The 12,354-nt window shown below is 55.1% G+C and carries 12 protein-coding genes; 5 read left to right on the forward strand and 7 right to left on the reverse strand.

The features are described from left to right. The first annotated feature begins 243 nt into the window (after positions 1–243). The 3 genes from A0W33_RS20275 (at position 244) to A0W33_RS20285 (ending at position 3,480) form a co-directional block, all read left to right on the forward strand. A complete protein-coding gene (locus tag A0W33_RS20275) occupies positions 244–1,830 on the forward strand; it encodes a vitamin K epoxide reductase family protein (RefSeq protein ID WP_068840310.1) in 1,587 nt (528 codons plus the stop codon). Continuing rightward, a complete protein-coding gene (locus A0W33_RS20280) occupies positions 1,814–3,142 on the forward strand; it encodes an amylo-alpha-1,6-glucosidase (RefSeq protein WP_068840311.1) in 1,329 nt (442 codons plus the stop codon). Before A0W33_RS20275 ends, A0W33_RS20280 begins: the two co-directional genes overlap by 17 nt. Before the next feature lie 95 nt (positions 3,143–3,237). After that, the gene (locus A0W33_RS20285; RefSeq protein WP_068840312.1) at positions 3,238–3,480 is read left to right on the forward strand and encodes a hypothetical protein; all 243 of its coding nucleotides are present in this window, start codon (positions 3,238–3,240) and stop codon (positions 3,478–3,480) included. Positions 3,481–3,578: 98 nt separating this feature from the next. Here A0W33_RS20285 and A0W33_RS20290 read toward each other — a convergent pair whose 3' ends face one another. Next, a complete protein-coding gene (locus A0W33_RS20290; RefSeq protein ID WP_229802338.1) occupies positions 3,579–4,595 on the reverse strand; it encodes an ion channel in 1,017 nt (338 codons plus the stop codon). Between the two features lie 255 nt (positions 4,596–4,850). Between A0W33_RS20290 and A0W33_RS20295 the strand changes: the two genes are divergently transcribed. Further along, entirely contained in the window at positions 4,851–5,171 is a 321-nt protein-coding gene (locus A0W33_RS20295; protein ID WP_068840314.1) for a four-helix bundle copper-binding protein, read from the forward strand. A gap of 86 nt (positions 5,172–5,257) precedes the next feature. Here A0W33_RS20295 and A0W33_RS20300 read toward each other — a convergent pair whose 3' ends face one another. From A0W33_RS20300 to A0W33_RS20330, 6 genes are all read right to left on the reverse strand, one after another. After that, on the reverse strand, positions 5,258–6,631 hold the full coding sequence (locus tag A0W33_RS20300; protein WP_068840315.1) for a TonB-dependent receptor: 1,374 nt from the start codon (positions 6,629–6,631) through the stop codon (positions 5,258–5,260). Between the two features lie 67 nt (positions 6,632–6,698). Further along, positions 6,699–7,154: a hypothetical protein gene (locus A0W33_RS20305; protein WP_068840316.1), complete on the reverse strand. Its 456-nt coding sequence runs from the start codon at positions 7,152–7,154 to the stop codon at positions 6,699–6,701. A 69-nt stretch (positions 7,155–7,223) separates the two neighbouring features. Then, positions 7,224–9,338: a copper-translocating P-type ATPase gene (locus A0W33_RS20310; RefSeq protein ID WP_068840317.1), complete on the reverse strand. Its 2,115-nt coding sequence runs from the start codon at positions 9,336–9,338 to the stop codon at positions 7,224–7,226. A gap of 14 nt (positions 9,339–9,352) precedes the next feature. Then, positions 9,353–9,667, reverse strand: coding sequence for a hypothetical protein (locus tag A0W33_RS20315; protein WP_068840318.1), 315 nt, complete (start codon positions 9,665–9,667; stop codon positions 9,353–9,355). 355 nt (positions 9,668–10,022) lie between these two features. Further along, entirely contained in the window at positions 10,023–10,610 is a 588-nt protein-coding gene (locus A0W33_RS20320; protein ID WP_068840319.1) for a helix-turn-helix domain-containing protein, read from the reverse strand. Positions 10,611–10,802: 192 nt separating this feature from the next. Next, a complete protein-coding gene (locus A0W33_RS20330) occupies positions 10,803–11,303 on the reverse strand; it encodes a hypothetical protein (protein WP_068840321.1) in 501 nt (166 codons plus the stop codon). Positions 11,304–11,620: 317 nt separating this feature from the next. On the opposite strand from A0W33_RS20330, the gene A0W33_RS20335 reads away from it, so the two are divergent. Beyond that, a complete protein-coding gene (locus A0W33_RS20335; RefSeq protein WP_068840322.1) occupies positions 11,621–12,253 on the forward strand; it encodes a DUF2911 domain-containing protein in 633 nt (210 codons plus the stop codon). Positions 12,254–12,354: the final 101 nt, after the last annotated feature.

Here is a 12,354-nt window from a genome sequence, read left to right on the forward strand (position 1 = left end):
ACAGGATGTGTATAACTTACACTCAGGCGCTTTGCTCCAAAGCATTCAGCACGTGAGAGGCTGCCAAAGCGGCGTAAGTTAGAGTAAGCCTGCAAAGCAAGCGACCTGAACAGAGGCTAGGACGCCTCCTCTTCTCATCACCCTTGCTCCTACGAAGGACACGTAACCTTGCTTTCTTTGCGACAGCACTGCCTTCAGCACCTTACAGTTAAACTTTAAGCGTAGCAAAAAGACACTAGAACGATGGACAAAGGTCAGGATAAAAATCAAGGCAACGGCAAACACCAGAGCGGTATGGGCATGCGCGGCGTCACGCGCCCCATGGCCGAAAAGGAGATCCGCCAGCACAACCAAAACATGCATCAGGACGGGCAGGATAAAGACCAAGACGAGGGGCAGAAGCAGGAAATGCAGGGGATGGACATGACTGACGAGATGCGGGAGAAGATGCTGCGCATGCACCACATGCAAACGCTGTGGGTGTACTGGATGATCATCATCCTCGGCGCCTGGGTGCTGCTCTCGCCGCTCACCTTCGACTACGGCATCGGAACCGTGCAGCCCTCGGGCGGCAGGAGCGTGTGGCTAACGATGGAGCAGCGCATCCTGTTCATGAAATGGAGCGACATCATCAGCGGCGCCTTGCTGATGTTTTTCGGTTGGCGCGGGCTTACGCCTAACCGCCCCGTCAGCCTCTGGATCTGCTGCTTTATCGGTATCTGGCTTACCATGGCCCCGCTGCTGTTCTGGTCGCCCACAGCGGTGGCCTACCTGAACGATACCATGGTGGGTGCACTCATCATAGCCCTGACCATACTTATACCGGGTATGCCCAACATGATCATGTATATGAAGATGGGCCCCGACACGCCTCCCGGCTGGAGCTACAACCCCTCCAGCTGGCCGCAGCGCTGGATCATGATGGTGCTGGCTTTTGTGGGCTGGGTCGTGTCGCGCTACCTGGCTGCTTTCCAGCTGGGCTACATCGATACGGTTTGGGATCCTTTCTTCGGGCAGCAGAGCGAGCAGGTGCTTAACTCGGCCATGTCGCACAGCATGCCGGTGTCAGATGCGGGCCTGGGCGCCATTGCCTACACGTTTGAGTTCCTGATGGGCTGGATGGGCGCCCCGAGCCGCTGGCGCACCATGCCCTGGATGGTGGCTATTTTCGGTATCCTGGTGATCCCGCTGGGGCTGGTGCACATCTTCCTGGTCATCAGCCAGCCGGTGATCGTGGGGGCCTGGTGCATGTTCTGCCTCTTGGCTGCCGCTATCATGATCCCGATGATTCCGCTGGAGGTGGACGAGGTGATTGCCATGATCCAGTTTATGAAGAAAAAGCTAAAGAAAGGGGAAGAGAGTTTTTGGAAGCTTTTTTGGAAAGGGGGTACCATAAAAAGCGAAGCGGAGGACAAGGCACCGGAGATGATGGCGTTCCCGCAGAAGCCTGGGCCGGTATACAGCGCCTCTATCTGGGGTATCAGCTTCCCCTGGACCTTAAGCGTAGCTACTGTTTTAGGGTTGGTTCTGGTGGCTGCCCCAGGCGTTTTCGGCGTTGGCATACAGGAAACGGTAGCAGACGTATTCCACCTGAGCGGCTCTCTGATCGTGGTGGTGTCGATCATCAGCATGGGAGAGCCGCTGCGCATCTGCCGCTACTTTAACATCCTGCTTGGACTCACTGTGGTAATCGCACCATGGTTTTTGGGGAACAGCCCAACCGGTTTGAGCGTAACCGGGGCTGTAGCAGGATTGGCGGTGGCGGCGCTGGCTTTGCCGGTAGGACCAAAAACACAGCGTTATGCAGGATGGGATGCGTATATCAAATAAGAAAACACTCGAAGTAGAGCAGGCGCTGCTATCCGATGAGGAGATAAGGCGCCAGGCACGGGAAGTGCTGTACAAAAACATGATCAGTGGCCGGAAAGCGGGCTTTTCATACCACTACACCAAACCCTCCCCAGGCACGTACCCTTTCCAGTACTTCTGGGACACCTGCTTTCATGTTTTCATGCTTAGCTCCTTGGGTGAAGAGAAGATGGCTAAGGAACACCTGCGCAGCCTGTTCCAGATGCAGCGCCCGGATGGTTTCGTGGGGCACATGAGTTATTGGAAGCGCCTGTGGCCCGCTCGTGTTACAGACCTCCTCCAGTTGCGTCCAAGGGATGTGTTGCGCCTTTACAAACCGCACATGTCCGCGTTGGTGCAGCCTCCCATTGTCGCGCAGGCCGTGCTTCGTGTTTTCCGCAACTCAAACGATGAGGCGTTCTTAAGGGAAATGCTGCCAAAGCTCAAGAAGTACTATAAGTGGTTGGCGGAAAACCGGGACTTTGAGGGGGAGGGGCTGCTTTCCATTATCACGCCCTTTGAGTCCGGCATGGACTGGAAGGCCTCTTACGACCCCTTGCTGGGGTACGACAGAGGCAAGGCAGGACCGCTGCTCTTCTGGAAAGTGCTGCAGGTGGACGCGCACAACTTTTTGAAAGGCTACGACCTACGCGCTATCTACAAGAGCAACAAGTTCGTCGTTAAAGACACTGCCTTCAATACCATCTACGCTCAGAACCTGGAGGCCATGGCCGAGCTGTGCCGGCTGGCTGGAGATGAAGAGGGCCCTGGCTTTCTGCAAAAGGCAAGTCAGACGGAAAAAAGCATCCTCAGCTACATGTACGATGAAAAGGATGCGGCCTTTTATGATCTGCACGGACACCAGTTCCAGAAGCTACGGGTGCGCACCGGCACTGTCTTCTTTCCGGTGGTGCTGAAGGGTGTGCCAGACAATGTCTGCAGGACTGTGCTGGAGAGACACCTGCTGCAGAAGGGTGGCTTCCAGACGCCCTTCCCTGTTCCCTCCCTGGCAGTAGACGAGCCTGCCTTCCGCCCCGGTGAGTCTTTGTACATCTGGCGCGGGCCTACCTGGGTGGTGTTCAACTGGTTTATGCAGGGATACCTATTGGAGAGGGGGTACAGGCAGGAGGCAGCCAGCCTCCTGTACAGCGTAAAGCAACTCATCACCAGAAGTGGCTTTCGGGAGTATTACGACCCCTTTACAGGGGAGGGGCACGGAGCAGAGGAGTTTACTTGGTCCGGCTTGGTGATAGACATGATAAACCGGCAAATAAAAGCGGAGGAACACGTCTAGAAGCAGGTAACACTGTCGTGCTGGGTACCTTTCTTCAGCCGCACCTCGATTATACCATTTTTAAATTTTATGTTTCACTTTAACCATGAAACCCCATGTTCTATCACGTAGAAAACTACAGTTTTAGGCACGTGTCTCTGAGCGCGGGAGGCGTGATGATTGTGGGCCATAGACCCTACGGTGCACTGTTACAGGCGCTGGCGCAGGATGCTCCCGAACTATCGCCAACGCAGCAAGCCGAAGATGAGGAGAAGTATAAGGCGTATTGGGGAGGGGCACTACCGGGCGGGAAGAGCAGAAGCGCTGATAACCGTAAATCTAGTACAGGACACGCCTGACTAAGTAAGTCTCTGGTGGATTTATGGCCTCTGCAAGCAGTTAAGCCTACAAAGCCAATGCCTGCTGCCCAAGACATGCACTAATGAATTTCTGGCCCCTAGCCAGGACGGTAAACTTCTTTCCAGGACCAGCCGTCCATTTCCAGCAGTGCCGTAAGCAGTTTGCGGCGCTCCCCTAGGTCCTGCTCGAAATAATGTCTTACAGCCTCCTTCCCCTTCAGTGGAATCCTTTTCTCCTCCAGCAGCCTTAGGTCGGGGACAGGTGCCTTTTCGTTGGGGGAGGCGTTCTTTAGGAAGCCCTCCCGCACCACCTCCAGGTAGGAGTCCAGCGCGGTCTGCAGCATCGACATCTTCACTTCATCAACTGCCACATCCTGCTGTAGGGCATTTCCCAGCAGCTGATACGCCTCGTCCAGCAGCACAATGGCAGGCGTAATAGATAGCTTCGGCTGGCTGTTGTGAAAGTGGTGAATGACAGGGTAGGAGTGGTGGTTCATGGTATGCTTGATGAGCATCTGGCACAGATCGGACGTGTTGTCAAAGAAGGAGGAGAAGTCTTTGCCGTTCCAGCTTTTGGTCAGCATCTGCTGCGGGGTTTTCCCCATGCCGCTGATGTAGAGGCTAAGGGTGCTCTGCAGGCCCACGGCAGAAAGCACCGGTAAAAAGTAGGTGATGGAGGTGGTGATGAACACCAGACCCGAATACGCCGCCACGTCCGTCACGATGCGCCAGAAGTCATTCGAGGCCACATAGTCGCCTATTCCCAGCGTGGAGAGGGTAAAGCCCGCGTAGTAGAGTTTCTCCACCGTGCCGGCAGGGGTTTTCGTGACGCTGTGGACAACAGAATCCGTCTCGGACAGCAGGGCAACAAAAAAGCCGAGCCAGAATCCCGCTATCCAAACCAACAGGATTGAAACGAGCACAGCAGGTCCCGCGTAGCCCAGCAGCTTGGATCTGCCCTTCTTTCCTGCGGTCAGGAAAATGGCTTTGTACACCCCTTTCGAGACAAGGCTCGTGATCATGCCGCCTCCGTTGGAGGAGAAGGTGGTTTTGATGATGTCCAGTGCGGTGAGGGCAAAAACAAGCGCTCCAAGGGTAAAATATAAAACTTGCATGAAAGGCAGGAAGAGTTGGTTTTTCTGCTAAACGAAATTGCCCTTGGTGGGTTAGCAAGCCATGCTACAGTGGGCGTAAACGGTGTGCCTGCTGTTTCGCTGGCATCGGTTGATATAGCGCCCTTGCGGGCACTTCTTTGCATGATGGCACAGTGCAGCTACACAAAATGTATAAAAAGCAACCTTAAATATGTAAAACATAGGGTTCCCGTGTGGGTATAAAGCAAAAGATGTATCATTTAAACTTAACATACTATGAACAAGGACTTGATAAGAACTTTGGCTGAGTGCGCTGCGGCCTGTAACAACTGCGCTATTTCCTGTCTTCAGGAAGACGATATCAAAATGATGGTGCCCTGCATCCGTTTGGACCTGGACTGCGCCGCCATCTGTAAGGAGGCCATCGATTATGTGTCCCGTGACTCCCGCTACGCTGGGGAGATACTACGGCAGTGCGCCAAGATATGCAGGGACTGCGGCCAGGAGTGCCAGAAGCATGAGGCGCAGCATTGCAAGGAGTGCGCAGAGGCATGCTTCAAGTGCGCCGAGGCCTGTGAGCAGCATCAAACAGCATAGCCTTTCATTCTTTTAGGTAACACGAGGGGCCTGTGACTAAATAGCATAGGCCCCTCGTGTTTAACATGCTTCTGAGGCGCTACCAGTTACTGTGGCACCATCAGGGAAGGGAACACACGCAGATAAACCTGCGCACTTACAGGAAGCTCGCCATAATAAGGGTGCAATTCGCTGCTGCCCCTGAACACGCTTGCCTGCGCACCCAGCTGCAGGTTTACCGCACCCAACTGCGCTAGCTGCCTGTTTGCGCCAACCGTCAATGCCTGTATGCCAAAGAGGGCGTCGTGGCCGAACATACCTTCCTCAAACCCTAATTCTGCTGCCGACTTCTGCACAAACTCATAGCGTCCGTATACAGCGAACTTATCGTTTTGCAGGTTTGACTCCAGCAGGAAAGAGTGTTCCTTATGGTGTGCATCCACGTAATTGTAGCCCCAGTTAACAGTGGTGGTAAAAAAGCGGTTGTCGCCCGGCAGCTTGTTGCCGTACAGCACAGAGGCCGTCGTGCGGTAAACATCTTCATCGGGCTCATTTGACTCCGGACTCTTCACGTAAGCCGTGGAGGTTTGCAAACTCCAGTTGGTGGAGGGGTTATAGGTCAGGCGGATCGCACGGGAGTCGAAGCGGGGCTTGTCGAAATCATACCGCTCCTCGTCCGGCTCCCGGCCAGTGAAAGAGGAGCCCTCCAGCTTGAAGTTGCGGTAGCGAACTCCCAGTGTGGCCACCCCGAAGGTGATGTGGGTGGCGTCCTGCCAGTGGTGGCCCAGCGGCGAGTCAGGGTTGTTGAGCGCCGACGGGCGGTGCATAAAGGCCACATTGCTTAGGGCAGGCTCACCGGGGTAGCCCAGGTACACAAACACATCTGCCTCCTCCGATAGCATGTGCGTGTAGCCGACGGACAATTCGCTCAACAGGTCGTGCGGGTGCTGGCGGTCTATCAGCGGAGAGCCTTCAAACGTTTCACCCGTCTGGAAAAGCAGCGGATAGCCGTTGCCGCCCACTGTGAGCGGGTCCAGGGAGATCATGCCGCTGAACCGCAGTAAGCCCCTGCTCCCTACAAAGCGCTGCCCCATCAGCATCAGCCAGTTCGGCGCGTCAAACTGGCTGTCGCCCCGTTCGCCCGCCTCAAACACATCCTGTTTGTTATAGCGCAGGAACAGGCTGTAGTGCAGCATCAGCATCCAGTCGCCCCGGTGGAACATGTTGCCGTACATCGGCGACTCGTCCGGAAGCCAGCCTGTGCCAGAGGCGTTACGGCTCATCGGCAGGTTACGCGAGAAGGCATGGGACATGGGCATCTGCCCGTGCTGCATGTCCCTGTGCTGCGAGGGATCCTGTTGCTCCACCTGATGGGTCGCCGTGTCTTTGGGCTGTTGCTGGTGCCCCTCGTGCTGTGCCATAGCCGGAAGAGCCAGCCCCGCTGTAGCAAGGCAGAAGAGTAGGAATTTTAGTGTTTTCATAGTTTAGGTTAATACGGTGACAGCGCGTATTCGTCTGTGGGTCCCGGAGTGTAACAGAAAACTATCTCTATCTCCTGTCCGTATTCATGCGTTGCATCATCTGCTGCATACATGCCTGGTCCACCATTCCGTTCTCCTGCATACGCTGCATCATATTTTGCATCATGCCGCTGTGGCGCACCAGCATCAGCGACATCATGTTACAAGCAGCCGTGTCTGTTTCGCACCGGGCCATCATCTGCCGCATCATATCTTCCATTGCCTCCGGGCTCTGTTTCATCTTTATGCCGTCAGCACCCATCATTCCATCCATGTGCTCCTTGTTCCCCATCATGCCATCCGCCGGAGCATCCTGCATCATGGCCACCATTTCTGAACGGTAAGTATCATTGCTTAGAATAGTGGAGTACAGCTCCCTGCGTTGCGACTCATCTTCCGGCACCTCCTGTACACCCGCAGAGGGCTGGCAGCCTGTGAGCCAGACGGCTACTGCCAGAAGTGTTGTGAACATCGTTTTTTTCATAGTTTCTGATATTATGCAAGGTTTACAGTTCGTTCTATATCATGGGAAAGTACGTGGCCAACAGTTACCTTATTTCAGTTGCCTTCGCAGCAACTGCGCGTTGACGGCGACAATGACAGTACTCAGGCTCATCAGGGCGGCACCGACAGCCGGGGAGATCATGATACCCTGGTTGTAGAGCACCCCGGCGGCAAGTGGCAGGGCAACTATGTTGTATCCTGTGGCCCAGATGAGGTTCTGAATCATCTTGCGGTAAGTCGCCTTTCCGAAGAGAATGAGGGAGGCAATGTCTTGCGGGTTGCTGTTCACCAGGATGATGTCGGCTGTCTCTGCCGCCACGTCCGTTCCGGAGCCTACGGCGATGCCCACATCAGCCTGGGCAAGGGCAGGGGCGTCGTTCACGCCGTCCCCCGTCATGGCCACAAACTCGCCCTGTGCCTGCAGCTCCTTTACTTTTTCCTGCTTCTGGTGCGGCAGCACGTTGGCCAGGTAGCCGTCCATGCCCAGCTTGTCGCTCACGCTTTTGGCCACGCGTTCGTTGTCGCCGGTCAGCAGCAGGTTCTTGATGCCGTTCGCCTTCAGTACCCGGATGGCTTCTGCAGACTCAGGACGTATCTGGTCGCGTAGCGTGATGTAGCCTGCCACCTGCCCGTCTACCAGCACATACACCACCGTCTCCACGCCTTCCTCTGCATGGCTTTGGGGCACCTGCACATTAAACTCTTTGATATAGTTTGGCCCAACTACTTTCACGTCATGCCCCTCCACCTTTCCCTCCAGTCCTTTGCCGGGAAGGTAATTAAAGGAGTCAGAGGGAGGTACTGTGATTCCACCTTCCTTTGCTTTTCTTAGTATACCCTGTGAAATGTAGTGCTCCGAGTGCTGCTCGACGCCTGCCGCTAGCCGAAGTAACTCCTTCTCACTGTTGTTCTCCTGAAACACCACGACCTGCGCCACTTCATGGGAGCCTTGGGTAAGGGTGCCGGTCTTGTCAAAGATGATGGTGGTGATGTTGCGCGAGTTTTCGAACGCCGTGCGATTGCGGATCAGCAGGCCATTGTTGGCGGAGACGGCCGTGGAGATGGCCACCACCAGCGGAATGGCCAGCCCGAGGGCATGCGGGCAGGAGATGACCATCACCGTCACCATGCGCTCCAAGGCAAAGTCGAACGCTGCGCCTGCAATCAGCCAAGCGGCAAGCGTCCCAAAGCCAGCAGTTAGCGCCAGGTAAGCCAGCCACTTGGCGGCTTTGTCAGCCAACCGCTGCGTCTCTGATTTTGTCTTCTGTGCATCCTGCACCAGTTTAATTACCTTGTTCAGGTAGCTGTCCTTGCCCGTACTCACCACGCGTACCTGTAGTGAGCCATTGCCGTTGATGGAGCCGCCGATCACTTGATCGTCTTTCACCTTCTGCACCGGCTTGCTCTCCCCCGTCAGCATGCTCTCATTCAGGTAGCTTTCGCCCTGTACCACCACGCCATCGGCAGGCACCTTCTCTCCTGGCTTTACCTGGATGATGTCTCCCGCCTGAAGCTCCTCCACCTTCACGGTATACGTTTGCCCGTCCCGGATCACCTGTGCCTCGGCCGGCATCATGCTTACCAGCAGCTCCAATGCCTTGGAGGCACCCAGTACAGAACGCATCTCTATCCAATGCCCCAGCAGCATCACCACGATCAGCGTGGCCAACTCCCAGAAAAAGTCCATGCCCTCCAGGCCGAACGTAACGGCCGTGCTGTAGCCGTAAGCCACCGTGATGGCCACGCCGATCAGCGTCATCATGCCCGGAGCACCTTTCTTCACCTCCTCCGCCAGTCCTGTGAGGAAAGGCCAGCCGCCATAAAAGAAAATGATGCTGGAGAGCACGAAGGCGATGTGCATGCTGTAGGGCACGTCGAGCGCGTAGCCGAGGATGTGCTGCACCATGGGGCTAAGCACAATCACCGGCACCGACAGCACAAGCGAGATCCAGAAGCGCTTTTTAAAGTCCTCGATCATCATGCGGTGGTGATCGTGCCCTCCGCCGCTGTGCCCACCAGGGCCTACGTGCTCCCCGTGTGGCATGGCTTCCCGGTGGCCATGGAGCGTTTTCTCCCCCAGGCGCTCTTCTGTTCGGCCTACCTCTTCCTCCGCCTGCTTTTTAGCAGGACGGTGGTGGGGGGCGTGTTCATGCTCGTGTTTCATAAGTGTCTGTAGCTTCAACGCAAGTCATCGGTGCTCAGCTTTAAGGCCATCTCAGGTATTACGGAGTCGACACACGTTCCACGCATGTCCACCAGCACCCCCTTCACCCCTTTGTCAGAGGAAATAGCGTACACAGCTGGGCGATTGGCCAGGTTGGCGGCACCTCGAAACTGGTGTACCTCATCAACCGAGAACTCCCCCGCCCCTAACTCCAGCTGCAACCGGAGGCACTCCAGGCAATACGGGCGCAAGCTGAAGTCCACCGCATACCCCCTTTTCTTTAAGCCGTCTAGTGCCGCCATGATCGTATTATAGCTGTACCTGCTCATTTTTGTTCTCTTTTGACTTTACAAGTAGGACTGCCGATAAAACTAACAAACGATGAAAAAGGGCCCGCTGTGGACCTGGGTCTTTCCACTTAGTGGTGGTCTGTCCCCAGGTACTTGTCCTGGGAACAGACTCCCTCTAGGTGTACGAGCTGCGTAACGCGTTGCCCTACCATGGCCAACCTGTGAGCAGCATCTTTCCACGGCACCTGACGAAACTCCTGCGCATGCTGCCTGGTACAACCTTGCCAAGCAGGCACAGTAGTACACCGTTGATCCCATTGATAGTACTTTTTCGGGGCTAAAGCAGTTTTATATATTTATGGGGCAGCGTTACATATTTTGTGGGCGCTAGGTGTCAGTGCAGGTTGTCGATCGTGTGGCGGTCTGTGCCGCCCTGCTTCTTGTACTTCATGCACGTTGTGCCGGTAATTTCTTTGAACTGGCTCGACAGGTGCTGCAGACTCTTATAGCCCAGCTTGGTCGCAACAGCGCTAAGCGGGAGCTCATCATAGGTGAGCAACTCTTTGACACGCTCCACCTTCTGCAGTATAATGTACCTGTTGAGGGTTATTCCCTCAGACGCTTTGAAGGCAGTGCTGATGGTAGCGTAATCCCTCCCCAACTCCTCAGCCAGGTAAGTAGACAGGTTGGTGGCAAGGGTAGCTATCTTCTCTGAATAGATCGCGTCGATCACTGCCACCTTGATGCTTTCCACAAGCTCCTCCCGCTTATCGTGGAGCAGCTCAAACCCTTTGCTGCTCATCACCGCTTCTATGGCGGCTTCGTCTACCTCATCATTTCCATCAATGACAGCCCAGCCCAACTCCACCTCCAGTACATGCAGGCCGAGGCTTTCCAGTTCCTCGCGCACGGCCATAATGCAGCGGGGGCATACCATGTTTTTAATGCGAAGCACCTTTTGGTGCAAACTCTCTTTACTCATATTCACAGGCAATGTGTGAAGCGAGGCAGCCGCCGGAAGGGCAGGTTTTCACTTCATTTGACGTACAGAACTTATTTAAGCCGCTTGGTGCTTTACTGCAGCCGGGAAAAAGGGCAGGCGGAAGGCACAAGAGGGCGCTGCATGAGGGAAAAGCAAAGCTATCGCTCATGCAGTACAGGTACAGTTTGTGCATCAAACGATAAGAGAGTGCAGGAATATCCTGATGTCGGGGAGTTTAGGAACAGGGGCATCGGGCGGGGCGTGCGATACCGCTGGGACAGGGAGCTTGTGCAGAAAGCCCAGCGCTGCCTGGCATAAGCTCCCCATGAAGGAAAGACGTGTCTTGTCAAGCGCCGGAAGCTCAATGGAAGCGGAGGCGTTTACAAAAGGGGCATACTCCTGCCCTGCGCAGCACCCGGCATCCTCCGTTGACGAAGCAGGGTGCGCCTCCCTGCCGTGTGCGTGCCCATTATCTTCGTGACTGGAAGAATTGGTCGCGCTAGTCCCTGGTGCGTTGCTGTGAACGTCATGTTCTGCCCCGTGATGGTGTGCCGGGGTAGAGACGGGGGGCTGGAGCCGCTGCACCAGGTGCGGGACGTTACAGGCCAGTTGGATAAGGTACATGCTTAGGAAGGCTGTCAGGAAAAACAGCCCCCTAAAACATACCATCTTGTTGCACCTGGTTTTTCTCATGAAGCAAAACAGTAGCTGTTGGCTAACAGTACTTTAATTTGTAAGCATTTAAATATATAAAAACAATAGTACTATTTACTATCAAAAGGTCCGTGCACAAAGGTACAGCGGGAGCAAGTAGGGCTTTTTACATAATTACCGACTTTTGTTACATATTTTATTTGCCGGCTAGGCTGTGTCAACGGCTTTCACTGGAAGAGGGGCCTGTTCCTATTTTGCAGGTGGCTTAGCACCGGCGGCTTGAAATGTGAGCGATTTAGGTGATATTTACACCCTTATTCAAAGATTCTTATTTACACCCTGCTTTACTAACCAACATGATGACGAAGCGATACACCTCCCTTTTTGTTCTGCTGTGCTGTGCTTTCCTTTCCGGCTGCGGCCAGGAACCAGCAGTAGAGGAAACAACCGAGCATACCAAGCACCACACCACTACCAAGGAGGCAACCGGGCCGGAAGGAGCACAGGCGATAGGGGCTCAGTCAGAGCCTGACACGCTGAAAGGCAGCTTAAAAGCGGAGGCGCACGGGATGATAGGCCCTGCGCATGTAACCGTTGCCTACCATTCCCCGGCTGTGCGGGGCAGGGTGATCTGGGGTGGACTGGTTGCGCACGATCAAGTGTGGGTGACGGGTGCGCACTCGGCTACCAGCCTGCAGACGGACCAACCGATCACGATAGGAGGACAGCCGCTGCCGGCAGGAAAGTATGCGCTGTTCACCATTCCGGGGGAGAAGGAGTGGACTGTTATCATCAACAGGAACTGGGAACAGCACCTGGCGGATGACTATTCGGAAGCAGAAGACGTGGTGCGCTTGACCGTGGAGCCTGAGACAACGACGCAGCACCAGGAGCGGCTGCGCTATGAGGTGGTGCCTCAGGGCCAGGATAAAGGTGCAGTTATAATGAATTGGGATAAGCTGAAGTTGACGCTCCCGGTGGGCGTATAGTATGCATGCTTGTGCTCGCGCTTTGAGTACGTCCTATCTTTTGCTTCCTGTTGAAGGCCGGTGTGCGGACGTAACTAATAGATTATTGTACTGTTATGTCG

Source organism: Pontibacter akesuensis (assembly GCF_001611675.1).
Taxonomy (GTDB): Bacteria; Bacteroidota; Bacteroidia; order Cytophagales; family Hymenobacteraceae; genus Pontibacter; species Pontibacter akesuensis.